General features: G+C 72.6%; 25 protein-coding genes and 1 pseudogene. 10 read left to right on the top strand and 16 right to left on the bottom strand.

Features of this window, described 5'->3' with window-relative positions:
• Positions 1–60: 60 nt before the first annotated feature.
• From ABD481_RS33150 to ABD481_RS33140, 3 genes are read right to left on the bottom strand one after another with little or no spacing between them, the layout of a single operon-like run.
• Positions 61–243 carry a hypothetical protein gene (locus tag ABD481_RS33150; protein WP_344669773.1) on the bottom strand — a complete coding sequence of 61 codons (183 nt, stop codon included), beginning with the start codon at positions 241–243 and terminating at the stop codon, positions 61–63.
• A gap of 40 nt (positions 244–283) precedes the next feature.
• Positions 284–724: a molybdenum cofactor biosynthesis protein MoaE gene (locus tag ABD481_RS33145; RefSeq protein WP_344669772.1), complete on the bottom strand. Its 441-nt coding sequence runs from the start codon at positions 722–724 to the stop codon at positions 284–286.
• Positions 721–1,827: an NAD-dependent epimerase/dehydratase family protein gene (locus ABD481_RS33140; RefSeq protein WP_344669771.1), complete on the bottom strand. Its 1,107-nt coding sequence runs from the start codon at positions 1,825–1,827 to the stop codon at positions 721–723. The genes ABD481_RS33145 and ABD481_RS33140 overlap by 4 nt, the downstream gene beginning before the upstream one ends.
• A gap of 97 nt (positions 1,828–1,924) precedes the next feature.
• On the opposite strand from ABD481_RS33140, the gene ABD481_RS33135 reads away from it, so the two are divergent.
• Positions 1,925–3,550 (top strand): zinc-dependent metalloprotease, encoded by a 1,626-nt coding sequence (locus tag ABD481_RS33135; RefSeq protein WP_344669770.1) that lies wholly within the window; start codon positions 1,925–1,927, stop codon positions 3,548–3,550.
• Positions 3,551–3,708: 158 nt separating this feature from the next.
• On the opposite strand, the gene ABD481_RS33130 is transcribed toward ABD481_RS33135, so the two are convergent.
• Together ABD481_RS33130 and ABD481_RS33125 are read right to left on the bottom strand one after the other, a co-directional pair.
• A complete protein-coding gene (locus ABD481_RS33130; RefSeq protein ID WP_344669769.1) occupies positions 3,709–4,257 on the bottom strand; it encodes a M48 metallopeptidase family protein in 549 nt (182 codons plus the stop codon).
• A gap of 220 nt (positions 4,258–4,477) precedes the next feature.
• Entirely contained in the window at positions 4,478–5,281 is an 804-nt protein-coding gene (locus ABD481_RS33125; protein ID WP_344669768.1) for an enoyl-CoA hydratase/isomerase family protein, read from the bottom strand.
• Positions 5,282–5,386: 105 nt separating this feature from the next.
• Here ABD481_RS33125 and ABD481_RS33120 point away from each other — a divergent pair, with 105 nt between their 5' ends.
• The 3 genes from ABD481_RS33120 to ABD481_RS33110 all read left to right on the top strand — a co-directional run bounded on the left by ABD481_RS33120 (position 5,387) and on the right by ABD481_RS33110 (position 9,402).
• Complete coding sequence (locus tag ABD481_RS33120; protein ID WP_344669767.1) at positions 5,387–5,545, top strand: DUF5679 domain-containing protein; 159 nt, start codon at positions 5,387–5,389, stop codon at positions 5,543–5,545.
• A 158-nt stretch (positions 5,546–5,703) separates the two neighbouring features.
• Positions 5,704–7,056 (top strand): hypothetical protein, encoded by a 1,353-nt coding sequence (locus ABD481_RS33115; protein ID WP_344669766.1) that lies wholly within the window; start codon positions 5,704–5,706, stop codon positions 7,054–7,056.
• Positions 7,057–7,257: 201 nt separating this feature from the next.
• Positions 7,258–9,402 (top strand): alkaline phosphatase family protein, encoded by a 2,145-nt coding sequence (locus ABD481_RS33110; RefSeq protein WP_344669765.1) that lies wholly within the window; start codon positions 7,258–7,260, stop codon positions 9,400–9,402.
• A 120-nt stretch (positions 9,403–9,522) separates the two neighbouring features.
• Here ABD481_RS33110 and ABD481_RS33105 read toward each other — a convergent pair whose 3' ends face one another.
• The 5 genes from ABD481_RS33105 to sigE form a co-directional block, all read right to left on the bottom strand.
• Positions 9,523–10,326 carry a hypothetical protein gene (locus tag ABD481_RS33105; RefSeq protein WP_344669764.1) on the bottom strand — a complete coding sequence of 268 codons (804 nt, stop codon included), beginning with the start codon at positions 10,324–10,326 and terminating at the stop codon, positions 9,523–9,525.
• A gap of 308 nt (positions 10,327–10,634) precedes the next feature.
• Positions 10,635–11,417: a hypothetical protein gene (locus tag ABD481_RS33100; protein WP_344669763.1), complete on the bottom strand. Its 783-nt coding sequence runs from the start codon at positions 11,415–11,417 to the stop codon at positions 10,635–10,637.
• A gap of 6 nt (positions 11,418–11,423) precedes the next feature.
• Positions 11,424–11,861, bottom strand: a complete 438-nt coding sequence (locus ABD481_RS33095) for a sec-independent translocase (RefSeq protein WP_344669762.1) — start codon at positions 11,859–11,861, stop codon at positions 11,424–11,426.
• A 419-nt stretch (positions 11,862–12,280) separates the two neighbouring features.
• Positions 12,281–12,820: an anti-sigma factor family protein gene (locus tag ABD481_RS33090; protein ID WP_344669761.1), complete on the bottom strand. Its 540-nt coding sequence runs from the start codon at positions 12,818–12,820 to the stop codon at positions 12,281–12,283.
• The gene (sigE, locus tag ABD481_RS33085; protein WP_425559348.1) at positions 12,817–13,431 is read right to left on the bottom strand and encodes an RNA polymerase sigma factor SigE; all 615 of its coding nucleotides are present in this window, start codon (positions 13,429–13,431) and stop codon (positions 12,817–12,819) included. Before sigE ends, ABD481_RS33090 begins: the two co-directional genes overlap by 4 nt.
• A 471-nt stretch (positions 13,432–13,902) precedes the next feature.
• Here sigE and ABD481_RS33080 point away from each other — a divergent pair, with 471 nt between their 5' ends.
• Positions 13,903–14,610, top strand: a complete 708-nt coding sequence (locus ABD481_RS33080) for an O-methyltransferase (protein ID WP_425559346.1) — start codon at positions 13,903–13,905, stop codon at positions 14,608–14,610.
• Positions 14,611–14,804: 194 nt separating this feature from the next.
• Here the strand turns inward: ABD481_RS33080 and ABD481_RS33075 are convergent, their stop codons facing one another.
• A complete protein-coding gene (locus ABD481_RS33075) occupies positions 14,805–14,972 on the bottom strand; it encodes a DUF3117 domain-containing protein (protein WP_015796491.1) in 168 nt (55 codons plus the stop codon).
• A gap of 187 nt (positions 14,973–15,159) precedes the next feature.
• Here ABD481_RS33075 and ABD481_RS33070 point away from each other — a divergent pair, with 187 nt between their 5' ends.
• Positions 15,160–15,945, top strand: coding sequence for an enoyl-CoA hydratase-related protein (locus tag ABD481_RS33070; RefSeq protein ID WP_344669759.1), 786 nt, complete (start codon positions 15,160–15,162; stop codon positions 15,943–15,945).
• A gap of 147 nt (positions 15,946–16,092) precedes the next feature.
• On the opposite strand, the gene ABD481_RS33065 is transcribed toward ABD481_RS33070, so the two are convergent.
• Positions 16,093–16,653: a DivIVA domain-containing protein gene (locus ABD481_RS33065; protein ID WP_344669758.1), complete on the bottom strand. Its 561-nt coding sequence runs from the start codon at positions 16,651–16,653 to the stop codon at positions 16,093–16,095.
• Positions 16,654–16,828: 175 nt separating this feature from the next.
• On the opposite strand from ABD481_RS33065, the gene folP reads away from it, so the two are divergent.
• Together folP and ABD481_RS33055 are read left to right on the top strand one after the other, a co-directional pair.
• On the top strand, positions 16,829–17,644 hold the full coding sequence (gene folP, locus ABD481_RS33060) for a dihydropteroate synthase (RefSeq protein WP_344669821.1): 816 nt from the start codon (positions 16,829–16,831) through the stop codon (positions 17,642–17,644).
• Positions 17,645–17,944: 300 nt separating this feature from the next.
• Positions 17,945–19,864 (top strand): cell wall-binding repeat-containing protein, encoded by a 1,920-nt coding sequence (locus tag ABD481_RS33055; RefSeq protein ID WP_344669757.1) that lies wholly within the window; start codon positions 17,945–17,947, stop codon positions 19,862–19,864.
• A 114-nt stretch (positions 19,865–19,978) separates the two neighbouring features.
• On the opposite strand, the gene ABD481_RS33050 is transcribed toward ABD481_RS33055, so the two are convergent.
• The 4 genes from ABD481_RS33050 to ABD481_RS33035 form a co-directional block, all read right to left on the bottom strand.
• Positions 19,979–20,752, bottom strand: a complete 774-nt coding sequence (locus ABD481_RS33050; protein WP_344669756.1) for an LOG family protein — start codon at positions 20,750–20,752, stop codon at positions 19,979–19,981.
• 64 nt (positions 20,753–20,816) lie between these two features.
• Positions 20,817–22,013, bottom strand: a complete 1,197-nt coding sequence (locus ABD481_RS33045; protein ID WP_344669755.1) for an alpha/beta hydrolase — start codon at positions 22,011–22,013, stop codon at positions 20,817–20,819.
• Positions 22,014–22,211: 198 nt separating this feature from the next.
• Positions 22,212–23,318 carry a succinyl-diaminopimelate desuccinylase gene (dapE, locus tag ABD481_RS33040; RefSeq protein WP_344669820.1) on the bottom strand — a complete coding sequence of 369 codons (1,107 nt, stop codon included), beginning with the start codon at positions 23,316–23,318 and terminating at the stop codon, positions 22,212–22,214.
• 111 nt (positions 23,319–23,429) lie between these two features.
• Complete coding sequence (locus ABD481_RS33035) at positions 23,430–24,281, bottom strand: 2,3,4,5-tetrahydropyridine-2,6-dicarboxylate N-succinyltransferase (protein ID WP_344669754.1); 852 nt, start codon at positions 24,279–24,281, stop codon at positions 23,430–23,432.
• Positions 24,282–24,373: 92 nt separating this feature from the next.
• On the opposite strand from ABD481_RS33035, the gene ABD481_RS33030 reads away from it, so the two are divergent.
• Together ABD481_RS33030 and ABD481_RS33025 are read left to right on the top strand one after the other, a co-directional pair.
• Complete coding sequence (locus ABD481_RS33030) at positions 24,374–25,318, top strand: hypothetical protein (RefSeq protein WP_344669753.1); 945 nt, start codon at positions 24,374–24,376, stop codon at positions 25,316–25,318.
• 278 nt (positions 25,319–25,596) lie between these two features.
• Positions 25,597–26,104, top strand: a pseudogene (locus tag ABD481_RS33025) (hypothetical protein); the annotation flags it as partial.

The raw sequence follows: 26,104 nt of genomic DNA, 5'->3' as shown, positions 1-26,104 counted from the left end.
TGTTGCTGTCTGAAGCGGCGCTGAGACCAGGGCCTCCGCCGGACTCCGGGGCCGGGGCGACTAGGCGTCGGGGGCAGGCACGGCCGCCTCCTCGCTGTTCGCGATCGCCTCGCGGAAACGCCGGTAGGCAAAGATGGTGTCGTCATCGCTCTGCCGCCGCACGCGGCGGGCCAGGGCGGAGACCGTCGCCGCCAGGATCACGGCGCCGACCGGGATCGCCCACCAGGCCAGGATCGACAGCACACGGTGACTGTAACGCACCGGATCGTCACCATCGGTGAAATCAGCAGCCGACCCACTCGTGGTCGCCGTCGGCGAACTCCTCGCGCTTCCAGATCGGGACCTGTTCCTTCAACGTGTCGATGAAGGCGCGGCAGGCGGCGAAGGCCTCGGCGCGGTGCGGGGCGGAGGCCCCGACCACCACGGCCAGATCGCCGACCTCCAGGGCGCCGACCCGGTGCACGGCGGACAGCGCCACCACGTCCGGGTGCAGGACGGCGACCTCTTCGGCGACCTTGTGCAGCAGCTCCGCGGCCGACGGGTGCGCGCTGTAGTCGAGGGCCGTGACCGCGCGGCCGTGGTCGTGGTCGCGGACCGCCCCGAGGAACAGCGCGATACCGCCGGCGTGCCGGTCGGAGACCGCCGCCACCACCTCGTCGACGGAGAGCGGCTCGGTCCGGACGTCGGTGTGGATGCGGATCGTGAGTTGCTTTTCCTCAATCACGTCATCGATCCTCCCCCACGGCGCTTGCGCCGTGCACGACGGACAAGTGCTGCGGTTCCGACAAGCGCGACGGTTGCGCCCGCCGCGCCGAGCCCCGCGGCGGCGTCCTTCTTGCCGAGCCGGCGGGCCAGCGCGGCGTGGTGACCGTCGATGTTCTCCAGCAGCTCGGTGAACGCCTCCTCGTTCGAGAAGGCCGGCTCCCATCCGGCTTCGCGCAGCTTCTTGTTCGACACCGCCCACGGATGCATGACGAACTGCAGATCGCTCGCCGGGGCCGGGGTCAGGTGGAGCCGGTGCAGCCGCTCGGCCGCGCCGACCGCGAGGCCCTCGGGCAGCTCCATGCGGCGCATACCGGAGAGCTCCTCGACCTCCTCCTGGGTCATCCAGCCGTCCGAGGCCACCGGGACCACCCCGGTGACCTTGCCCAGCGCGGCGTACTCCAGCGCCGTGAGCAGGTCCTCGACGTGGCAGAACTGCCAGATCGGCTTGGTGCCGCGCACCACCAGCAGGCGCGGGGCCTCGAAGTGCCGGGTCAGGTAGGTGTCCACGCCCGGTCCGACTATCGCCGCCGGGCGCAGCACGGTGACGGTCAGGCCCGGGTGGGCGCGCGGGGCGATGGCGGCCAGGCGCTCGATCTCCAGCAGGTCGCCGACCAGGGTGCCGTCCGGGGTGGCCTGGAGCGGGGCGTCGTCCTCCAGCGGGAGCGGGTTGTCCGGGAGCGCGCCGTAGACCATCGCGGTGGAGAGCAGGACCACATGGTGGACACCGGCGGCCGCGGCGGCGGTGATCGCCGTCTGCGCGGCCCGCACGTTGCGGGCGGTGCGGGCCCGGGGCTCCGCGGTGAGGTCGGCGTCGACCGCCAGGTGCACCAGGGTGTCCACACCGTTCAGCCGTTCGGCCAGCTGGGGGTCGGTGATCTCGCCCAATCGCCAGGTCGCCGGGGCCGCGCCGCGCTCGGCGTCCAGGCCGACCACCCGGCGCACCTCGCCGCCGAAAGCGAGCTTCCCGGTCAGCGCCTCGCCGAGCCGGGCGGCCGCGCCGGTGACGGCGACGGTGGGCTTGCTGGTGCGGCCGGTGCGCTTGCGGTCCGGCGAGGAACTCACTGGGGCTCTCCTGTGGTTACGTTAGATGTATAGAGGAACACAGTCTCCGCGCTGTTAAACCGAACCTGCTCCCCCGTCGTCCGTGAGGTCACCCGCCGTGAACAAGAACCCCGAAGACCACTCCCCGTCGGACGGCGATGACGAGTCGCAGAACCAGGGTAAGCGCCCCGACGGTCCCGTTGATCCGCTGGGTGCCATGTTCCAGCAGATGTTCGGCGGAACCGGGGCGCAGTCCCCGGGGCAGAACATCCCGGGCATGCCCGACCCCCAGATGCTCCAGATGGTGTTCAGCCAGATCCAGGCCTTGATGAGCGGCGGCGGCGACGGCGCCGTCAACTGGGACCTGGCCAAGACGATGGCCCGCAACGCCGTCGCGGCGGCCGGGCCCGACCCCTCGCCCACCGACGGCGAGCTGCGCACCTACGACGGCGCCGTCCAGCTCGCCGAGCACTGGCTGGACCAGGTCACCTCGCTGCCGGCCGGCACCGCGGGCACCCGCGTGTGGTCCCGCGCGCAGTGGATCGAGGAGACCCTCCCGGTCTGGAAGCAGCTGGTGGAGCCGGTGGCCGAGCGGATCACCTCGGCCATGGGCGAGGCGGTCGGCGGCGCCGTCGGCGAGCTCGGCATGCCGGAGAACCCGGAGGCGGCCGGCCTGCCGCCGGGCATGGGCGACATGCTCGGCAACCTGTTCGGCGGCGGCGGTGCCGGCGGCCCGGCCGGCAACCCGCTGGGCGGCATGATGAAGCAGATGGGCACCGCGATGTTCGGCTCCCAGGTCGGCCAGGCGCTGGCCTCGCTGGCCGGCGAGGTGCTCTCCGGCAGCGACATCGGCCTGCCGCTGGGCCCGGAGGGCAAGGCGGTGCTGCTGCCGGCCAACATCGACGCCTTCACCGAGGGCCTGGAAGTGGACGTCGAGCAGGTCCGGCTCTACCTCGCGCTGCGGGAGGCGGCCTACCAGCGGCTGTTCTCCCACGTCCCGTGGCTCAAGCCGCGGCTGCTCGGCGCGGTCGAGGAGTACGCCCGCGGGATCACGGTCGACGCCTCGAAGTTCACCGAGCTGGCGCAGCGGGCCGAGAGCATGGACCTGAACAACCTCGACCCCTCCCAGCTGGAGAACATGCTGGGCGGCGGGGGCATGTTCACCCCGGTCGACACCCCGGCCCAGAAGGCGGCCCTGGCCCGCCTGGAGACACTGCTGGCGCTGGCCGAGGGCTGGGTGGACGCGGTGGTGCACGCCGCCGCGGCCCCGCAGCTGTCGGCCGCCGACGCGCTGCGCGAGACCCTGCGGCGCCGCCGGGCGGCCGGCGGCCCGGCCGAGCAGACCTTCTCGGCGCTGGTCGGCCTCCAGCTGCGGCCGCGCCGCCTGCGCGACGCGTCCCGGCTGTGGGCGTCGCTGGCCGACGCCCGCGGGCTGGAGGGGCGCGACGCGGTGTGGTCGCACCCCGACCTGCTCCCGACCTCGGCGGACCTGGACGACCCGGACGGCTTCGTCCACGGCAAGGACGGCGGCTCCGAGGACGGCGTCGAGTTCGACTTCTCGGGGCTGGACGCGCTGCTGGAGGGGCGGCTGGACGGGAGCGGCGAGAACAAGGACGACAGCAAGGGCGAGAACAAGGACGAAGGCCCGAAGGACGAGCCCGGCTCCGAGGACGACAGCAAGAACGAGAAGGACGGCGGGAACGGCGACGGACACGACGGCGGCGAGGACAAGCCGAAGCCGTAGTCCACAGGCAGTAATCCACAGGCAACGCTCGGCGTCGCGGTGCTGAGGCACCGCGGCGCCGCAGTCGGCCCGAGCAGGCCCAGGTCGCCGTCAGAACGTCGCCGTCGGCCTCAGTCTGCGTCGGCCTCAGCCCGCCTCTATCTCGGTCCGCCTCGGCCTCAGTCCGCGTCGTCCGCCACGGCCTCGCCGCCGGAGGCCGCGCTGGCGAAGCCCTCCAGGAACCCACGCGCCCGCTCCGTCTTCGGGTACACCTCCAACAGCTCCCAGAACTGGGGACCGTGGCTGGGAACCAGGAGATGGGCCAGCTCGTGCAGCAGGACGTAGTCCAGCACGTACTCCGGCATGCCGCGGACGCGGTCGGAGATGCGGATGGTGCCGTCCACAGGGGTGCAGCTGCCCCAGCGGGTCTGCTGGTTGCTGACCCAGCGGACGCTCGCGGGCTGGGCGCGGCCGTGGAAATAGCGCAGCGACAGGTCCCGGGCGCGCCGGGCCAGTTCGCCGTCGTCCGGGCGGCGTTTGCGCTCCTGCCCGGCCAGGCGGGCCAGCATCTTGTCGACCCACTGTTGTTCCTCGGCGCGGGTCATCTGCGCGGGGATAAGCACCACGGTCTTGTCGCCGTCCCGGTACGCCGAGACGGTGCGCCGCCGCCGGTTGCTGCGCCGCACCTCGATCTGACCGCCCTGGTGGGGGGCATCGTCGAGTCCCACGCCAAGGGACACTAGCGTGTGCCACCCCCTCATGGCGTTACCGAAATGACATCTCGGGGCGTCGGGGACGGTGGAAATCGGATTGTCCACATGCCGTGCACAGGTTTTCCACAGAGTTATCCACAGGAAGGCCGATCCTGTGGGTTTCCTAACACAACATCGGACCGGTGGTGCGCACCAGGACCGGGGCCGCCGGCCGAGCGAGAACCGACCGGCCTGATCAGCGGCCGGTGAAGCGCGGCGACCGCTTCTCCCGCTGGGCCGCCAGGCCCTCCTGGAGGTCCTCGGTGGCCATGGTGATCGGCTGGGCCAGCGCCTCCCAGCGCAGTGCCGCCTCGAACGACTCGTGACCGGCCCCGACCAGGGCTTCCTTGGTCAGCTTCACGGCGATCGGCGCGGTCTCGGCGATCTCGCCGGCGATCCGGGCCACCTCGCTGTGGAGATCGGTGGCCGGGAACACCCGGTTGTACACACCCAGCGCCACCGCCTCGGCACCGCTCACCGCACGGCCTGTGTACAACAGCTCCCGGGCGTTGGCCATCCCCACCACTTCGGGCAGCAGCCAGGTCGCCGCCATCCCCGGATGGATCCCCAGCCGCGTGAACGGGACCGCGAACTTCGCCGTGTCGGCGGCGTAACGCAAGTCACAGGCCAGGGCCAGGCAGGCGCCGGCCCCGACGGCCGGGCCGTTGACCGCGGCGATCGTCGGGACGGACAGCTCCCGGACGCTCAGCCAGGTCCGGTAGAACGGCAGCATCCTGGCGCGCAGCCGGTCCACCGGCGCACCCGGCTCGGCGCCGATCCAGCCCAGGTCGCCGCCGGAGCTGAAGGCCGACCCGGCGCCGGTGACCACCAGCGCCCGCAGATCCCGGTCCGAGGCGAGCTCCGCCATCAGCCGCCCCCACGACTCGGTCATCGTCGCGGTCATCGCGTTCCGCCGCTCCGGGTCGTCCAACCTGACGGTCACCACACCATTCGACGTGCGGTTTACGGCCAGGAGTGGATATTCGCGCGACTCAGGCATGGCGTCAGCGTAGCGGTGTGGTTTGGGCGCCGCGCTGCCGTAGGGTGTTCCGCGTTCGGGGCGAAAAGTACGTATGACCTCAGATACGAAACGGAGTGACAAACCATGGCGGAGTCGTACACCGGGGATGCCTACTGTGTGAAGTGCAAGGAGAAGAAGAACTTCACCGGCGAGGTGAAGGTCAGCGACTCGGGTCGGCGCATGGCGCAGGGCACCTGCCCCACCTGCGGGACCAAGCTCAACCGGATCCTGGGCAAGGCCTGAGCCGCGGGTTCGGGTCGGCGGCCGGGCCTCCGGCCGCCGTACGGGTGAATCAGGGGGCTTCGGGGATGCGTGCGGGGGCGGCGTTGCCGCAGGGTGGATGAACGGTACGGGGACTGTGCTGGAACTGTGCGGGGACTGACACAGCGGGAGGTCGGGGCATGCGTCCGGTACTGAAGGCGGGACTGCGGCGGCTGTGGCGGCCGGGCGGCGCGCTCCAGGTCGGGGTGACCCCGGGCCGGTCGCTGCTGCTGAACGGGCTGGGCCCGGCGGCGACCCGGTTCGTCGGCGCGCTGGACGGCACCCGCGACGTGCCCGGCCTGCTGGCCCACGCCGAGGGCCTGGGCCTACCGGGTGCGCAGGCCACGACGCTGCTGGACGTCCTGATGCGGGCCGGCTTCCTGGACGACGCGGGCTACGACCCCGGCCCGGCGCTGCGCGCGCTCGACCCGGCCGAGTCCGACCGGCTGGCCCCGGACCTGGCCGCGCTGGCCCTGGGCTATCTCGTCCCGGGCGGCGCGGTGCGCGCCATGACTCGGCGACGCATGGCGGTGGTGACGGTGTACGGCTGCGGGCGGGTCGGCGCGTCGATCGCCCACCTGCTGGCCGCCGCGGGCGTCGGCTGTGTGGTGCCGGTCGACGCCGGGCGGGCGCGGGCCGCCGACGCGGCGCCTGCCGGGTTTCGCAATCCGCAGGCGCCGAGTCACCGTGATGCGCGGGAGGTGCCGGGACCGCGGAGGGTACGGGCCGGTGTGCGGGCGGAGGGTGTGCGGGCCGCCGGTGCGCGGGCGGAGGGTGTGAGGGTTGAGGGTGTCCCCGTGGCCGGCGTCGAGGTATCACCGCCCGGGAAAACCCCTAGCAGTGCCGACCCCGGGAGCCGTCCCGCTGACAACCCTGCTGACAACCCTGGGGACAACACCGCGAGCGCCTCTCACAGCCCCTCCGAGGAGGGCCCGGGCAGCGGCCCGCGACGTCAAGACCTGGTCCGGGCCCTGATCCGGACCGCGGCCCCGGCCACCCGCACCACACTGCCCGCCAACCGCCAACACCCGGATCTGGCCGTCCTCGCCCCGGTCGCCGACGGCTACCCGGCGCAGGCCGCGACCCTGCACGCGGCCGGGGTCCCGCATCTGTCGGCCGAAGTGCACGAGACCACCGGCGTGCTGGGCCCGTTCGTCCAGCCCGGCCGCACCTCCTGCCTGCGCTGCCGCGACCTGTACCGCACCGCGCGGGACCCGGGCTGGCCGCGGGCGATGGTGCCGTTCGGCGGGGTGGACGCGGTGCCGGCCGGCGCCGACCGGGCCTGCGACGTGCTGCTCGCCTCGCAGATCGCGCTGCTCGCGGCGATGCACGTGCTGGCCTTCGTGGAGGGCGACCCGCCGCCGACGGTGAACGCCGCGATCGAGGTGGTGCCGCCGTTCGGAGTGCAGACCAGGCACGAGCGGCCGCCGCATCCGGACTGCGGGTGCGGGACCCAGGACGCGGTGCTGCCGGTGCCGCTCGTGCACAGCTGACGGCGCTGACGACTCCGGCACGGCGCGACTCCCGCAGGGGCGGGTTCCGGCGGCGGGTCCGTCGCGGAAACCGGCCGGGCGAATCAGACCAGGAATTCATCGAGCCGCAGTCGGCCGGCACCTGTCCGTCACCGGTTCCCGTCGTTACCCTCCCCATGTTCGTGGTCTTACTGAGGTTATCAATCGAGGGGGAGGACACCGATGCGCAGAACGCGCACCCGCGCGGCGGCGCTCGCGCTGGCCGTGGCCGCGGCGACCGTCGGCACCACGGCGGCGGCCACCGGCGTGGCGTCGGCCCAGGGCCGGGACGGCGGCGGGACCGCCGGCTGCCGGCTCGGCGCCGGGAACGCCGCCGTGAAGCACGTGATCTACCTGCAGTTCGACAACGTGCACTTCACCCGGGACAACCCGAACGTCCCGAGCGACCTGGAGCAGATGCCGCACCTGCTGAACTTCCTGGAGTCGCAGGGCACCCTGGACGACAACCACCACACGCCGCTGATCGCGCACACCGGCACCGACATCCTGACCTCGCTGACCGGGCTCTACGGCGACAAGCACGGGATGCCGATCGCCAACTCCTACCGATACTTCGACCAGAACGGCGTCTCGCAGCCGGCCGGGACGTTCGCGTACTGGACCGACGGCGTGTACGACTTCAACAACCCGAACCCGACCGACACCGCGCCGACCATGGTCGGCCAGGACGGCAAGACCACCCCGGCGCCCTGGACCGCCTACACCCGGGCCGGCTGCGACTTCGGCGCGGTGGCCACGGCGAACACCATCCTTGAGAACACCGGGCCGGACGTACCGAAGGTGTTCGGGGCGAACTCGCCGGAGGCCGCCGAGGCCGCCGACAAGACCAACAGCAACCTGGCGCAGACCGACTTCGTGGGCATCGGCGTGCACTGCGCCAAGACCTCGAAGCTGTGCGCGGCGGCGGGTGCGAACGCCCGGCCCGACGTGCTGCCGGACGAGCCGGGCGGCTACACCGGCTACTCCGGCCTGTTCGGGGCCAAGTACACCGACCCGGCGATCAGCCCGCGCGGCCCGGTCACCGACGTCTCCGGCGCCACCACCATCGCCGACGCGCTGGGCCGCCCCGGCTTCCCGGGCTTCGACGGCATGTCGGCGGCCAACTCCCTGGGCTACATCGCGCAGATGCAGGAGGCCGGCGTCCCGGTCACCTACGGGTACATCTCCGACGCGCACGACAACCACGCGCCGGGCGGGCACGCGTACGGGCCCGGCGAGGCCGGCTACGTGGCCGCGCTGAAGTCCTACGACACCGCCTTCGACCAGTTCTTCCACCGGCTGTCGAAGGACGGGATCAACGCCTCGAACACCATGTTCGTGGTGACCGCCGACGAGAACGACCACTTCGTGGGCGGCACGCCGAGCCCGGCGACCTGCGACGGGGTCACGACGCCGTGCACGTACACGCAGCTCGGCGAGCTGAACGCGAACGTCAAGGGGCTGCTGACCACCCAGACCGGCGACAGCACCTCCTACGGGATCCACGCCGACTCGGCCCCGAACTTCTGGGTGGCCGGCGCCCCGGCGGCGAACGCCCCACAGGTGCGCACCTTCGAACACCACCTCGACGGCCTGACCGCGGACAACCCGCTGACCGGCCGGACGGAGACGTTCGCGGACTACTTCGCGGACTCGACCGAGATGAAGCTGCTGCACATGGAGACCGCGGACCCGAAGCGGAACCCGACACTGACCGAGTTCGCCAACCCGAACTACTACGTGTTCTCGGGCGCGCCGAACTGCACGACCCCCTGCATCACCGAGCCCAACGGCTTCGCGTGGAACCACGGCGACTTCGCCCCCGACATCAACACCACGTGGGCCGGCTTCGTGGGCCCGTCGTTCAAGAAGCTGGGCGTGACCGACACCGTGTGGTCCGACCACACCGACCTGCGCCCGACGATGCTGACGGCGCTGGGTCTGCGCGACACGTACGTCCACGACGGCGTCCCGCTGGTGCAGTTCATCAAGGACAACGCGCTGCCGTCGGGCCTGCACGGCAAGAAGATCGAGGAGCTGGAGGCGACCTACAAGCAGCTCGACGCCAGCGTCGGCGCCTTCGGCACCGACACCCTGAAGGCGGCGACCGCCGGAATCAAGTCCGACACCCCGAACGACCAGCAGTTCACCGCCACCGAAGCCGCGCTGACCAAGCTCGGCACCGACCGCGACGCCCTGGCGTCCCGGATCGCGACGGCGATCGACGACGCGGCCTTCCACGGCTGCGGGCTGAGCGGCGGCCGGGCCCACGAGCTGGTGCGGGAGGCGAAGGGGGTGCTGGGCCGGGCGCACACGCTGGCTGGGTGAGGGGGCCGGTCGCGTGACTGGTGATTGTGTGACGTTGGTTGCGTGACCTTGGTCGCGTAAAACCGGCCGAGTAAGCATGCCGAGGGCCCCGCCGCTGTCCGCGGGGCCCTTCGCGTTGGCTCAGACGACGCCGGTGACGACGAGGCCGCCGATGAGGACGAGGGTCGCGGCGGTGAGGGTGTTGGCGTGCTTCTCGATCCAGGGCGCGGTGAGGCGGGCGGCGCCGAGTGCGCCGGCGGTGGTGAGGGCGACTATCGCGGCGACGGTGGCGGCGACGAAGACGGTGAGGACGCCGAGGGCGGGCGCCGTGCCGAGGGCGCCGGCGGCGAGGAAGAGGGGGAGGATCGTCAGGTCCGGGCTGGCGACTGCGCCGAAGGGGATGAGGAGGGCGAGGAGGCCGCGGCGGGGGTGGGGCTCGGGGTGGGAGTGGGGTTCGGGGTGGGGGCCGTGATGCGGGTGGGCCGGGGTTGGGGCCGTGGCCGTGGCGACCGGGCGTTCGAGGAGGGCGACGGCCGGGCTGTGGGCTCTGTCGGTGCTGTGGTGGTGATGGTGGTGGTGATGGTCGGCACGATCGGCATGGTGGTGCGAGCCGTGAGGATGCGGATGCGGGTGTCCATGACCGCGACCGCGGGCCTCCAGCACGAGCAGGACCAAACCGGTCGCCATGAGGACGCCGCCGACCGCCAAGTCGGTATGACTCGCCACCGTGTCGCGGAAGCGCAGGCCGACAGCGATCAGAATGGCGCCGGCCAAGAGGGAGACCAGAACGTGGGCCACCGCGGCGGCCAGCGACAGGCGGAGGACCCGACGGGTCGGGTAGCGGCGGGTGCGGGCCAGGACGGCCAGGGGCATCCAGTGGTCGGGAAGGATCGCGTGGCCGATGCCGATGCCGGCCGCGGCCAGGAGCATGGGGAGAGTGGTCACGGCAGCACTTTAGCCGATCATCTTCACTGATGCGAAGATGAGAAGGTAATGCAAACACCTCTCACGTGCGAAGCACTCGCAAAGCAGTGGCCCAGAACAAAACCGACAGGCGAAAGCACACACCAGCACCGGTATCCCAGTAGCCGAGCTGTCGCCCAGAACAAAGCCCGTCGGCGCCAGCGCACACCAGCGTCGGCGTCCCAGTCGCCCGAGCACCCGAGCACCCAAGCGCCAAAGCCCCGCGAGACGCCGCGCAGCCGTCCGCCCGTCCCCGCCCCCGCCCGTCCAGGCGCCCGCCCCGCCGACGCTCAGCGCGGCAGGGCCTCGTAGGCGTCCCAGGCTCCGAGGGTCACTTGGGCGAAGCCGAGGCCGTAGGCGGTCACGCCGCGGCCGTAGGCGCCGAGCCAGCATTCGCGGAGTTCGGCGGCGAGGACCCAGCCGTATTCGGATTCGCGGTAGCGGAAGCGGGTGGATTTGCCGTCGACGGGGAGTTGGACGGCGCGCCAGGGTGGTTCGTCCAGGCTTTCGGCGACTTCGTAGGCGAGTTCGGTCTGTTGGTGGAGCCAGTCGCCGCGCAGGGCCTTGTCGACGGCCCAGGGCCAGTCGTCGGAGAGCAGGCCGAGGCCGGCCACGGCGGCCAGGGTGGACAGGGTCGTCGGTTCCAGGATCGTGGAGCCGCCGCCGGGGCGGCGGTGGAGGCGGGCCATGGTCACCACGCCGCAGAAGCGGCGGGGGCTGATGTCGTCGGGGCGGCGGGCCGGGTGGTCGCCGTGGCCGAGGGTGCCGTACTCGGCCACGGTGTCGGGGCCGAGCATGATCGAGCCCAGCCAGCGGTCGCCGGCCCAGGCGTCGTCGAGGCCGTACCAGGGCACCGCCGTGTGCTGGCCGGCCCAGGCGTCGGGCTCGGCGGCGGCCAGTGCGGCGGCGGAGATCGAGGCGACGGTGGGGCCGGGGAAGGGGACGGCGGAGCCGGTCGGCGCGCCCCGCTCCCCCGCCGCGGCCGGGGACGCCACAGGGCCCGGCTGCGAGGCCGGGCCGAGGGGGTTCGGGGAGTCTTTCGGAGAGTCTTCAGTCGAGATGGTGCTGCTCATGGAACCTCACGTCGCATCCGCGTCGAACGGCGGGCGCTCGCCCGCGGCCAGGCGCGGAGCGGGGGCCCGGTACAGGGCGTCATCGGGGGTCGAGTCGTCGGCGACCAGCCGGCGGGTGCCGTCGGTCGCACCGCGTATCTCGCCGTTGATGCTCGCGGTGAGGTCCCTGATCTCGCGGAACGCGGGGTCCTCGGCGCCGTCCGGCCCGAGGACGTGCTTGCGCACGAAGTTCTTGGGGTGCAGATCGGTGAGCTCCAGGTCCTGGAACTCCGGACCCAGCTCCTTCTTCAGGTCGTTCTGGGCGTTGCGCGTGAACTCCCGGAACTGCTTCAGGGTGCGCGCCACGCCCTGCACCGCGCCGGGCAGCTTGTCCGGGCCGAACAGCATGACGGCCAGGGCCAGCAGAGCGATCAGCTCCAGCGGGCTGATGTCGAGAAACGGCACGGTGGGTGGCTCCTGCTCTGGCGGGCGCGGCCGGCGGGCGTCCGGCGCTACGCGCTTAGCGTAACTCCCGGGCGCCGGGTGCAGGACCCAGGCGACCGGTGGATGTTCGCCGATCCTTACCCGTCCAGGCTCCGCAATACCCGGCCCCGGCGTCAAGGGCCTTCGTCCTGCTCGCGCACTCCGACGCCCGGTGGCGGGCCGGAACCCGCCGGCCGGTGCCGGAGTGTTCAGCCGCCGGTCGGGAAACAGTCGATCAATGGTCGGCCGGCGGTCGGTCGGTCGGGCCGGCGGTCGGTCGGGCCGGCAGCCGCCCGGCGGTCCGCCGGCACTCGGCGAACCATCGCCCGGCCGGCAGTCCGCCGGCAGTCCGCCGGCGCTCGGTCCGTGACCGGTCGGGCCCCGACCGGTCACGGCGGGGCTCAGCGGCCCGGTCCGTACGGCGCGACCTGCGCCGGGGCTACCGGTGCGGTCGGGTGCGCGGTGCCGCCCGCCGCGTTGCTGAAGTCGCCGACCAGCCAGACGCCGGTGCCTATCGCGGCCAGCGACACCGCGCCTATCGCCGCCACCCGCAGCCGCTGCGGGCGCACCGGGGCGCGTCCGGCCGTGGGGCGGCCGGACGCCGGAGCCGCCGGCGGGCGGATCGGCACGGTCTGGAAGGAGAAGGGGGTACCGCCCGGGCCCGGGACGTTGCCGCCCGGGCCCGGCAGGCCGGAGGGCGCGGCTCCCGCGCCCGCCCCGGCTCCGCGGTTGGTGTCCATGCTCAGCAGGCCCAGCATCAGCTCCACCGGTACCTGCGGCGCGGCCATCGTGCCGAGCCGGGCCTTCACCCGGCGTTCGGCGTCGGCCTCGCGGCGGCAGTCGTCGCACTGCGCGAGGTGGCCCAGCATCCGGTCCCGGGTGCCGTGGTCCAGCTCGCCGTCGATCAGCGCGGTCAAGCGGTCTCCGAGGTGCCTGGTCACCGGCGGCCCTCCTTCCCGCTGGCCGGCGCCCCCGCCCCGCCCGGCGCCCGGTGCTCCAGGGCCGCGCGCAGCTGCGAGCGTCCGCGGTGGATCCGCGAGCGTACCGTGCCCAGCTTCACGTCCAGGGTGGCCGCGATCTCCTCGTAGGACAACCCCTCGATGTCGCAGAGCACCACGGCGGCGCGGAACTCCGGCGCCAGCGCGGCCAGCGCCGCCTCGATGTCGGCGTCCATGTGCGTGTCGGTGAAGATCCGCTCCGGCGACGGCTCGCGGCCGGGCAGCCGGTCGTCGGCGTCCTCCCCGAGGGAGTCGAAGCGGATCCGGGCGCGGCGGCGCACCATGTCCAGGAACAGGTTGGTGGTGATCCGGTGCAGCCAGCCCTCGAAGGTGCCGGGCTGGTAGCTCGACAGCGAGCGGAACACCCGGATGAAGACCTCCTGGGTGAGGTCCTCGGCGTCGTGCTGGTTGCCGGTCAGGCGGTAGGCCAGCCGGTAGACCCGCTGGGAATGGGTCCGGACGATCTCGTCCCAGCTCGGCGGCTCCCAGCCGACCGCCGCGGCGTCCAGGCGCTGGGCGGGCTCGACCGCCGCCGGCACGGCCTCGGACGGCATGGCGGTATCCGGAAGCGGCTCGGCCCCGCGCCGGTTCTTCTCCAGGGCGGCCTTGCGGGCCGCGCGCCGACGACGTAGTTCCCCGAGATCGATCCGCGGCCCTATGGTGTTGACCGGGACGGCTCCAGGATTGCGGGCGCTGTTGGCGTCAGCCACGACGACCCCACCTCCTATTTCCAGTACCGCACTCATCACCATAGACGCCTGCCTCGCTGCTAAAGGCTGAAAGGAACCTGAGATCGGACTAAGATCTCCCGGCTCCCGGGACCGTTCATCGCTGACGTAGACGGAACGGCCGGTCACGGCCCCGAAGTTCCCGGAACCGGGGATCGGCCCGGTGTCCGCTTACAGCGATCACGGGCACCGCGCGCGGGCGCTCCGACCCCCTGCGCGCGGCCGGTGCGGACGGGCCGGCGCTGTCCGGCGGGCAGTCCGACGTGGTATGCGCACGGACAGGTGGCTACGCTCTTGATGCCCACTAGCAACCGCCCGACCAGATCCCGGCCGATTCCCCGGCCCCGGACCCGAACCTCGGAGGCCGTCATCCCCAGTCACCGGCACGCCAGCCTGGCGTATGCGGAGGGGTACGTCGCCGAGGACGACGTGCTGACCTCCGCCCGCCGCGAGGCGCGCCGGCTGGGCATCGTCCCGGTCGAGCCCGGCACCGGCGCCGCGCTGCGGCTGCTGGCCGCCACGCTCGGCGCCCGGTCCGTGGTGGACGTCGGCACCGGCGCCGGCGTGTCGGGGATATACCTGCTGCGCGGGATGCACCCGGCCGGGGTATTGACCACCGTCGACGAGGACACCCAGGGCTCGCAGGCGGCCCGCCGGGCGTTCGCCGACGCGGGCTTCGCGGCCAGCCGGACCCGGGTGATCGGCGGCGCGGCCGGCTCGGTGCTGCCGCGCCTCGCCGACGGCGGCTACGACATGGTGTTCTGCGGGGGTCCGGGCACCGACCACCTGGCCGGCTACGAGGAGGCGCTGCGGCTGCTGCGGCCCGGCGGGCTGGTGGCCTTCGACGGGGCGCTGGGGCAGGACCGGGTGGTCGACCCGTCCATCCGGGACGCGCGCACCTCGGCGCTGCGCTATCTGCACCGCCAGGTCGCCGAGGATCCGCGGCTGCTGCCGGCGCTGCTGCCCACCGGGGACGGGCTGTTGTGCGCGGTGAAGCGCCCCTGAGGGGCGCCGGGTCGGGAATGGGGCCGTGAAGCGGCTCCTTGGCAGGGGCGAGGGGCCGACGCCGGAGGGCGGCGCCGGAACCGCCGGGCGCGGTCAGTGACGAGGAACACGTCAGCGGCGACGCCGGACCCCGGCCGTTCGGGGGTCGGACGCCACTGATGGGACGGTTGGGAAGGGGATGACGGACGCCCGGGCTAGCCGACGACGCCCTTGATCGCCTCGCCGAGGGCCGCGGCCTCCTCCGCCGACAGCTCCACCACGAGCCGGCCGCCGCCTTCCAGCGGAACCCGCATCACGATGCCCCGTCCCTCTTTGGTCACCTCAAGCGGGCCGTCACCCGTCCGCGGCTTCATCGCCGCCATGCTCGTTCCCCTTCCTAGGAGCCAGCTCTCAACCAACCCATTATCCCGCACGCAGCCCGGATGGGTTCCGGTGTCGCTTCGGGAGGCGCGACTGAGTAGCTTCGTCAGCGTCTGCAAACAGTTCTACCGGACGCGACCAACACTGGTACATGCCTATGAGCCGATGAGGCGGAGAGTGGGACTCCCTATGTCCGACAGCGTTGCCTACGACGTCACCGAGGGTGTCGGCACCATCACCCTGAATCGCCCCGAGGCCATGAACTCGCTCGACAGTGCGACCAAGGCCGCGCTGCGGGACGCGGCGCGGGAAGCCGCCGGGGACGACTCCGTTCGCGTGATCGTGGTGCGCGGAACCGGTCGCGCGTTCTGTGTCGGACAGGACCTGAAGGAGCACGCCGCCTCGCTGGCCGCCGGGCAGGGGCTGGCGGACACCGTCCGGGAGCACTACAACCCGCTGCTGCGGGCGCTGGTCACCGCGCCCAAGCCGGTGCTGGCCGCGGTCAACGGCGTGGCCGCCGGGGCCGGGGCCGCCCTGGCCTTCGCCGCCGACCTGCGGATCGCCTCCGACAAGGCGGCGTTCAACCTGGCGTTCGCCAACATCGGGCTGACCGCCGACTCCGGGGCCTCCTGGACGCTGCCGCGCCTGGTCGGCCCGGCCAAGGCGCTGGAGCTGCTGATGCTGCCGGAGACCATCGGGATCGAGCAGGCCGCCGAGCTCGGCCTGGTGCACCGGGTGGTGCCGGCCGAGGAGCTGGACGCCACCGTCGGGGAGCTGGCGGCCCGGATGGCCGCCGGACCGACCGCCGCCTACGCGGCGATCAAGCAGGCGGTCGGCTTCGGGCTGGCGCACACGCTGGACGAGACGCTGGACCTGGAGGCGGAGCTCCAGGACGCGTGCGCGGCCACCGAGGACCACCGGAACGCCGTCCGGGCGTTCCTGGCGAAGGAGAAGCCGGCCTTCGTCGGACGCTGAGGACGCCGAACGGCGCCAAGGAACGCTGAGAACGCCGAAAACTCCGAGGGACGCCGAGGACACGAAGCGGCCGGCCCCGCGAACGAGGCCGGCCGGATGCCGAAGATGCCGAAGATGCGGAACGAGGACGAGCTGCGCCCGGGGCGCCTACTGCTCCTGCTGGTCGGTCGGCCGGTACCAGGCGGACAGCGGGTTCTCCTCGCCCGCCGCCCGGTCGGCGGACGCCGCGTCCGGGTCGGCGTCCGGCGCCGTCTCGGCCTCCGCCTCAGCGCCCGGGCCGACGCCCGGCCCGAACCCCGGCTCGGCGGTGCCCGTCGCGGTGCCCGGCACGGTGGCCGTCGCGGTCGCCACGGCGGTTCCGGCGGCGCCGGGCAGCCCGTCCTGGGTCCGCGCCACCGGCTCGTAGCTGACGCCCTCGCCGTAGCGCGCGGTACCCGGGGCCTGGAGCTCGGCGATCAGCCGGTCGCGGTGGTCGATCTCGGCGGCGAGCCGGTCGAGCAGGCGGTCGACCTGGTCCATGCGGTAGCCGCGGAACGACACGGCGAAGCGGGCGCCGTCGATGTCGCCCTTGCCCAGCTGCCGGTCGTCGGCCAGCGCGGGCTCGGGCCGGTCCTGGCGCGGGTCGTCCAGGCCTCCGCCGCGGCCGGCCGCCACCCAGGCGATCGCCCCGAACACCGCCGCCACGACGAGAAACTGAAGATACAGCACGCGCACATCGTGCCACGTCCGACGGCGCGCCGACGAGGTTAGGCTGATCTCCATGTCATCGAACGCGGACGGCGCCGCCGGCGACCCTTCGAAGCCCGCGGCCGCGCCCGCGCCGACCCCGCAGGGCGTCCTGCGTCTGGGCCCTTACGAATACGGCCCTCACCAGCGGCTGGTGATGGCGATCGTGAACCGCACGCCGGACTCCTTCTACGACCGGGGCGCCACCTTCACCGACGCCGCCGCCCTGGACCGGGTCGAGGCGGCGCTGGCCGAGGGCGCGGACCTGATCGACATCGGCGGGGTGAAGGCCGGGCCCGGCGACGTCGTGGACCTCGCCGAGGAGCTGCGGCGGGTGGTGCCGTTCGTGGCCGAGGTGCGGCGGCGGTTCCCGGAGGCGGTGATCTCGGTGGACACCTGGCGGGCCGAGGTCGGCGACGCGGTCTGCGCCGAGGGCGCGGACGTGCTCAACGACGCCTGGGGCGGCTGGGACCCGGGGCTGGCCGCGGTGGCGGCCCGGCACGCGGTGGCGCTGGTGTGCACGCACGCCGGCGGCGTGGAGCCGCGCACCCGGCCGCATCGCATCGGCTATCCGGACGTGATGGCCGACATCCTGGCCCGCACCGTGCACGGCGAGGCCGAGCGCGCGGCGGCCCTGGGCGTCCCGCGCGACCGGATCCTGGTCGATCCCGGCCACGACTTCGGCAAGAACACCCGGCACTCGCTGGAGGCCACGCGCCGCCTCGGGGAGATGACCGCGACCGGATGGCCGGTGCTGGTCTCGCTGTCGAACAAGGACTTCGTCGGCGAGACCCTGGACCGGCCGGTCAAGGAGCGGCTGATCGGGACGCTGGCCACCACCGCGGTGTCGGCGTGGCTGGGGGCGCGGGTGTACCGGGTGCACGAGGTGGCCGAGACCCGGCAGGTGCTGGACATGGTGGCGGCGATCCAGGGGCATCAGGAGCCGGCGGCGGCAAAGCGCGGGCTGGCCTGAGCACCATCCGAGCACCGTCCGAGCACCGTCCGAGCACCGTCAGAACACCCCCGGCGGCCCCGCGCCGCCCCGACCGTTAGGGATTTGACACCTTTCTTCCTGGCCAAGTGACCGGATCGTTATGCCGATCCGTCATAGCAAGGTCCGTATGCCCCCTAGGCTGATCAGCGGCGTCACCGCCTCTGAGGGGGATCGGAATCCCGGGGGAAAGCGGATTCCAGGGGGAAGGGTGCGCCGCCGTATCGGGCGGCGGCGCCGGGCGGCGCCGTCACCATCTCGGCCGAAAGAACACAGATACACATGGCCCACCTCAATCCGCGCAAGCCGCTCGCGCTCACCGCTGTCCTGGCCGCCTCGGTCGGCGCCGTCCTGGCCGGCCCGGCCACCGCCGGCGCCACCAGCTACGGCAACGCCGGCAGCCCGGTCACCATCACCGCGAACGGCGCGCTCAACGTCGTCGGCGGCCCCAAGATCACGCTGCCGGCCGGCGCGCACGACGTCTCGTGGTCCGGCCAGGCCGGCCGCTTCGCCTTCATCGGCGCCGACAACGGGATCTACACGCTCGACTACAGCGGCGAGAACCTGGTCAAGGTCGCTCAGGGCACGAACCCCTCGCACACCGTGTGGGACATCTCGTCCCTGAAGGTCTACTGGACCGAGGGCACCGGCACCGCCGCCCGGATCGTCGGGGCCGCCGGCAGCGGCGCCCAGGACGGCGTCCAGGAGCTGATCCGGACCGCCCCCGCGGGCCTGGGCCAGAGCAACGCCGACGTCGCCGCCGACTACAACGTCTCGGTGGTGTTCCAGACCACTGACGCCGCCGGGCACACCGGTGTCTCGGTGGCCTGGTGGACCACGCAGGGCCACCAGGTCGTGACCGAGATCGTCGCCCCCGGCGACGCGCAGGCCGGCGGGTCCGCGCCGACCATCTCGCCCGACGGCAAGACGGTGGTCTTCGTGCGCGCCGACGCCGACGGCGCCAAGCAGCTGTTCGCCGCCACCAAGACCGGCGACGCCGCCTGGGGCGCGGCCACCCAGCTCACCACCTCGGCCGGCGACAAGACGGGGCCGATCTTCGAGAGCGACAACGCGACCGTCGCGTACCAGACCTCGAACGGCACCTACCAGATCGGCGCGGCGGGCGGCACCGAGACCCGGATCTCGGACCTGGTCGGCGGCCTGGCGGTGCGCACCGACAGCCGGGCGTTCGTCCACCGGCTCGGCGGCTCCGACCGCTTCGAGACCGCGACGAAGGTCTCGCAGATGGCGTTCCGGAACAAGGGCGACGCCGCCGACCACCGCGGCCAGGCCAAGGCCGTCGTGCTGACCCGCTCCGACCAGTTCGCCGACGCCCTCGGCGGCGCCGCGCTGGCCTCGCACCTGGACGCGCCGCTGCTGCTCACCGAGCCGGCCTCGCTGAACGGCTGGAGCCGCCAGGAGATCCAGCGGGTGCTGCCGGCCGGCGGCACGGTGTACGTGCTCGGCGGGGACAAGGCGATCACCCCGAACGTGGTCAAGCAGCTCACCGGGCTCGGCTACAAGGTGCAGCGGATCGGCGGCGCCGACCGGTTCGCGACCGCGGTCGACATGGCCGGCGTGTACGCGCCGAACGCCGACCAGGTGCTGGTCGCCACCGGCATGAACTTCCCGGACGCGCTGTCGGCGGGCGCCGCGGCCGCGAACTTCTCCAACATGGCCGTGGTCCTCACCGACGACGCGAAGATGCCGGAGGCGACCTACCAGTACCTGGTCGCCAAGTCCCGGAACGACTCGCTGGACTACCTCGGCGCGGTCGGCGGGCAGGCCGCCAAGGCGCTGCGCACCGTCAGCAACGGCCAGTTCGACGACATGCACGGCGCGGACCGCTACGCCACGTCCTACAGCGTCGCCTCGCACCTGTGGTCGGGCTTCACCGCGGTCGGCATCGCCACCGGCGCGAACTGGCCGGACTCGCTGGCCGGCGGCGCGCTGATGGGTCTGACCGGCGGTCCGCTGGTGCTGGTCGACCCGGCGATCGGCCTCACGCTGCAGGAGTACAAGCTGTTCGACGCCAACCGCGGCTCGGACAACTTCGGCTACGTGTTCGGCGGCGACGCGGCCCTGCCCTCGCGCATCGACAACCAGCTGGCCGCCGCGATCGACACCGCGACCGGCAGCTCGCACGACACCGGGTTCAAGACCCAGGCCCGGCTGTCGACCCCGAGCCTGAGCATCCACTAGGACGCGCAGCGCGGGACGACCGCGACAGCGGCGACGGCCGCCGGAGCATCGCGCTCCGGCGCCCGTCGCCGTGTCCGTGGAGGTTCAGCAGGCCTCAGCGGAGCTTCGGCGTGCTCAGCTCCGGTCCCCCGGCTTGCCCATGATCGCGACCGCCTCGTCCGGCTCGTCGACCAGGTGGATCAGGTCGAGGTCGGCGACGGCGATCTTGCCCGCCGGGGCCATCGACTCGCGGATCCAGTCGACCAGGCCGCCCCAGAAGGCGCGGCCGACCAGGACCACCGGGAACGACGTCACCTTGTGCGTCTGGACCAGGGTCAGCGCTTCGAAAAGCTCGTCCATGGTGCCGAAGCCGCCGGGCAGGACCACGAAACCCTGCGAGTACTTCAGGAACATCGTCTTGCGGACGAAGAAGTACCGGAAGTTGATGCCCTGGTCGATGTAGCTGTTCAGGGACTGCTCGAACGGCAGCTCGATGCCCAGGCCGATGGAGCGGCCGCCGGCGTCGAAGGCGCCCTTGTTGGCCGCCTCCATGGCGCCCGGGCCGCCGCCGGTGATCACGGTCCAGCCGGCGGTCGCCAGGCCGCGGCCGATCTGCTCGCCGGCCAGGTACTCCGGGGAGCCGACGGGGGTGCGGGCCGAGCCGAAGACGGTGATCGCCGGACCGGTGCGGGCCAGGGAGTCGAAGCCCTCGACGAACTCGCCCTGGATCCGGAGCACCCGCCAGGGGTCCTCGTCCTTCCAGTCCTTGCCGTAGGCGTGGTCGAGCAGCTTCTGGTCGGCCGTCGCGGCCGGCAGCTGCTCCTGCCCGCGCCGCCGGATGACCGCGCCGACGAACCGCTCGGTCAGCTTGCTCGCGTTGCCCTGTCCGCTTCCCGCTCCTTGGCTCATAAGCGCACACTACCCGCCCGCCCCATCGGCCGGACGGCGCGGCGGCGACGATGGGGCAACCACCTCACGGCTGGGGCTTGACCGGATCCAGATGCTCGCTGAGCCAGCCGTAGGCCTGCGGCAGCCACTGCTTCCAGACCTCGGTGTTGTGCGACCCGTGCTCCTTCTTGAGCACGTCCACCACGTCCGGCGCCGCGGACTGCAGCGACAGCGCGTCGGTGAGCACGGTCCCGCTGGCGTCCTCGGCCGAGGCCGCGGCCAGCAGCGCCACCGGCTGGTGCGGCTTGTGGTTGCGCAGCATCCACAGCGTGGAGTTGCGGTTCGCGAAGTCGGGGCCGTACCGGTTGACGTAGCCGCCGGGCCGGACGTCGCCGCTCATCTGCACCGCCGCGGCGAAGTCCTGCGGGTACTGCACGAGCAGCTTGCCCGCGCACAGGCCGCCCTCGGAGTAGCCCATCATCCCCCAGCCGGAGCGGTCGGTGGTGACCCGGAAGGTGCGCTCCAGCATCGAGCGGACGTCCTCGGCGATGTAGGTCGCCACCTGCGGACCGTCCGGGATGTCGGTGCAGTCCGTGTTCACGCCCTTGACCGGGGAGATGTTCACGGCCGCCAGCACGAACGGGGTCGAGGCCTTCGCCTGCACCAGCCGGGCCAGCTCCTTCTGCCCGGCCATGTTGCCGAACCAGGTCTGCGGGGTGCCGGGATAGCCGGGGAACAGCATGACCACCGGGAAGTTGGTGTCGGCGTAGGCCGGGTCGTTGTACTGCGGCGGCAGCCAGACCATCACGTCGTTCTGCCCGCCGAGCCCGGACTTGGGGCCGGTGAAGCTGGTCACCAGCGCGTCGTCGCCGTAGCGGTCGAACCTCTGGTCCGGGCCGGCCGGGCGGTCCCGGGGCACCACGGGGACCACCGGGCCGCGGCCGCCCCGGGAGTCGCCGCCGGACCGGGAGCCCGAGGGCAGGTCCAGGCCGGGGGTCGGGACGCCGCCGGCGACGATCTTGTCGTCGTGGATTATCACGCCCGGGCTGCCGGTGTCGCCGAGCAGGTCGTCCCAGGAGGCGTAGAGCCCGTAGTAGTTGTTCACCACGACGCCGAACAGCAGGATGGCCAGGGCCTGGCTCACGCCGATCATCGCCAGCCGGGACACCGCGCGCACCGGTCGCGGGCCGCGCACGCGGTTCCACAGCAGATAGGTGGCGACGGGCCCGGCGACGGCGAGGAAGATCGCCGTCAACGTCATCGGCCAACCGGTCGGGCTCATGGGGGGATCGGACCTCTCGGACTTGCCAGCAGGGCGCGGGATTCGCCGACCCCCGGTAAGTACCGCGGGACTTGCTCCGCCGCCGGTAAGACGCCACCGGGGCCCGGCCGGTTGCTTCCGGTGCGCACCCGCAGATCATGGGCGGATCACGTGCGGATCACGCGTCGACCAGGTGCGCACCCGTCCGGTGCCGTCAGATCATGAAGCGGGGCCGAGCCAGCTTCTCATCCGTTCCGCACATCGGACAACTTGCCCCAAGTCCACTGATTCATCCGGCTTGTGGGCAAGTCCCCCATCACCGGGCCCGTAGTTCACGCCGGGGACCCCGAGCCCTGCGAACCGGGCCACGTCGGTCCACCCGAACTTGGCGGTGGGCCGCGCGTCCAGGCCGGCCATCACCGCGCCGACGAACTCGGCGGCCAGCGGCAGGTGCAGTCCGGGGCGGGCCGCCGGCGCCGAGTCGGTGACCACGAGCTCGGCGTCCAGGCCCGCGAAGACCTCGCGGACGTGGCGCTCGGCGTCGGCCTCGTCCCGGTCCGGCGCGAAGCGGAAGTTCACCAGGACCGAGCACTCGTCCGGGATCACGTTGCCGGCCACGCCGCCGGTGATCCCGACCGCGTTCAGCCCCTCGCGGAACTCCAGCCCCTCGACCTCGACCCGGCGCGGCTGGTACTCGGCCAGCCGCCGCAGCGCCGCGCCGGCCTTGTGGATCGCGTTGTCGCCCAGCCAGGAACGCGCGGAGTGCGCCCGGGCGCCCCGGAAGGTCAGCCGGACCCGCATCGTGCCCTGGCAGCCGCCTTCGACAATGTTGTTGCTCGGCTCCAGCAGCACCGCGAAGTCGGCGGCGAACCAGTCCGGCCGGGTGCGGATCAGCCGGCCCAGACTGTTGCGCTCGGCCTCGACCTCCTCGCACTCGTAGAAGACGTAGGTCACGTCCCGGTTCGGCTCGGCCAGCCCGGCAGCCAGCACCAGCTGCACCGCCACCCCGGCCTTCATGTCCGAGGTGCCGCAGCCGCGCAGCGTCCCGGTTTCCCAGTCGCCCTCCAGCAGCGAGGGCACGTTGCGGCGCCCGGTGCTGTCCACGGCGATGGGCACGGTGTCCAGATGACCGGCCAGGATCACGCGCTCGGCGCGCCCGAGGGAGGTGCGCGCCAGCACCGAGTCGCCGTCCCGGAGCACCTCCAGGTGCGGGTACGGCCGCAGCGCCGCTTCGATCGCGTCCGCGAGCGCCTTCTCGTCGCCGCTGACGGACTCGATGTCGACGAGCGCCGCGGTGAGGCGGGCCGCGCCCCGGGTCAGGTCCAGGGTCGGTTCCGGGTTCGGGGTCGGTTCCGGGGTCGGTTCCGGGGCCGCGTTCGGTTCCGGGGTCGGTCCGGTGATCGGTTCCAGGCCGGGCATCGGCGTGTCAGCCCCGTCTCAGCCGGTGAAGCCGTTGTCGCGGAGCAGGTCGTTGATCTGGAGCTTGTCGTGCGCCTCACCCGGGGCCAGGCGCTTGAGCACCAGCAGGCAGGGGGTGGTGAACTCGCCGCCCGGGAACTTCTTGACCCGGGTCGAGCTGACGCACACCGACCAGGCCGGGGCCTCGCCGCGCGCCAGCTCCTCGCCGGTCTCGGCGTCGAAGACGCGCATCGACTTGGTGAGGTTGGTGCCCGAGCCGAGCTTGGCGCCGCGGCGCACCCGCGCGCCCTCGACCACCATCGAGCGGGAGCCGATGAAGGCGTCGTCCTCGACCACCACGGGCACCGCGTTCGGCGGCTCCAGCACGCCGCCGATGCCGACGCCGCCGGAGAGGTGGACGTTCTTGCCGATCTGCGCGCAGGACCCGACGGTGGCCCAGGTGTCGACCATGGTGCCGGAGTCGACGTAGCCGCCGATGTTGACGAAGGAGGGCATCAGGATGGCGCCGGGGGCGACGAAGGAGCCCCAGCGCACGATCGCGCCCGGGACCACGCGCGCGCCGCCGAAGTCGCTCTTGAGCGGCATCTTGTCGTGGTAGCGGAAGTCGCCGGCGTTCGACTCGACCATGTCCATCGCCTTGAACGACAGCAGGATGGCGCGCTTGGCCCGCTCGTCCACGACCACCTCGTCGGTGCCGGCGTCGACGAACGCCACCCGGGCGGTGCCGGCGTCGATCAGGTCCACGGCGGCCACCACGGCCTTGCGGGCGTCGGTGTCGGCCGGGGAGACTTCGGCGCGGCGCTCCCACAGCTCGTCGATCTCTGCCGAGATGGGGGATGCGAAATCGTTGGATGCGGGTGCGTTGGTCATGGCGACCACGATAAGCGTTTCGGTTACGGTGGCCCTGACGGCGTTCACACCGCAGGATGACTGCTTGAGAAAACGGAACGGATCGGGACGGTATGGGTCAGCGTGGGCGCTCCCGCAATGCGCAGGGGGACAAGGGCGGGTCGTCCCGGCACATCGGGGCCTGGATCGTGACCGTCGTGTTGCTGGCCGTGCTCGGCACCGGCGGCTACTTCGTGTACCGCACCGTCACCGGGACCCTGCGGTCCGAGGACTGCACGGCGACCGGCGCCGACGGCTCGCAGGTGACCATCGTGAACGACCGGATGGCGAACGCGGCCACCATCGCGGCGGTGGCGCGGGCCAAGAGCCTGCCGGAGCGCGCGACGACAATCGCGCTGGCGACCGCGCAGCAGGAGTCCAAGATCCGGAACCTGGACTACGGCGACCGGGACTCGGTCGGGCTGTTCCAGCAGCGGCCCTCGCAGGGCTGGGGCACCGCCGACCAGATCGCGGACCCGGTGTACGCCTCCGGGAAGTTCTTCTACGCGCTGCTGAACGTGAAGAACTGGCAGACCGTCGACGTCGGCAAGGCGGCGCAGTCGGTGCAGCGCAGCGCCGACGCCTCGGGCTCGTCCTACTCGCAGTGGGAGGAAATGGCCACGGTGCTGGCCACCACCCTGGACGCCAAGGGCGGCACCCAGCTGACCTGCCGCTACAACGACCCGAAGGCGGCCGCCGAGACCGCCGGCGCGGACGGTCTGACGCCGCGCGCCGCGGCGCTCGGCGCGGCGCTGGTGAAGCAGTTCAGCGCGAACGGCGCCGGGAACGCGCCGCAGTACTCGCACTCCACGGACGGCCTGACGGTGCGGATAGCGGCCGGGCAGGGCCTGACCGACCCGCGGGTGCTGGCGACCTGGGCGGTGGCGTCGGCGAAGAACCTGGACGTGGACAAGGTCCAGTACGCCGACCAGGTCTGGACCCGGAGCTCCGGGAAGTGGCAGACCTCGTCGTCGCCGGTGTCCGGCACGGTGGACGTCTCGGTGGTCAAGGGCGGCTGATCCGGGGCCGCCGACCGGGGTGCCGGATCGGGTGTCGGACCAGGCTTCGGACCAGGCTTCGGAATGGCTTCGGACTGGCGTGGGACTGGGCCTCGAATCCGGGAAATCCACCGGAATCCGACCTTCCAGAGGAGAGTTCCGACGACCGACGATCAGGTCAAAGTCGGTAAATATTACTATCCCTTTACTCGGTTTCGCGTTTCCCCGGGCCGGGTTCATCCGTTGGGCAGGGGGCTGTCGCGTCGACGCGGCAGCCCCGAACCAAGGAGAACCAGGCAATGAGCACCCTGAGCACCACGGTCCGGCGCGGCCTGGTCGTCACGGCGGCCGCGGTGGCCGCCGGCCCGGTCGTCGGCGGCATCGCCAACGCGGCGACCGGCCCGACGACGGCCGCCCCCCTGGACGCCGCGCCGATCTCGAACGCCGCCGGCCCGGCCGCGGACGCCGCGCTGCTGCCGGTGGCCCGCATGGCGCCGGTGTCGTCCACCGGCCTGGCGCTGGCCGGCGGGGCCACCCACGGCCTGCCGGTGGGCGGCCTGACCCAGAGCCTGCCGCTGGCCGGCGGCGGTCTGGGCAACCTGAGCAATCTCAGCAACCTGAGCGCGGTGCCGCTGGCCGGACCCGCGCTGAGCGGGCTGACCACCGAGATCGTGCCGATGAACGGGATGCTCCCGCAGGCGACCGGGCTGCCGACCACGAACTCGGGCGTCCCGGCCGCCGCCCTGGCCCCGGCCGCCGCTCCGGCGCCGGCCGTCGCCCCGGCGCCTCCGGCCGCCGCGCCGGCCG

Source organism: Catenulispora yoronensis, assembly GCF_039531695.1.
Taxonomy (GTDB): Bacteria; Actinomycetota; Actinomycetes; order Streptomycetales; family Catenulisporaceae; genus Catenulispora; species Catenulispora yoronensis.
Note: the sequence above shows the minus strand (reverse complement) of the source record. Positions and strands in the feature narration are given on the sequence as shown.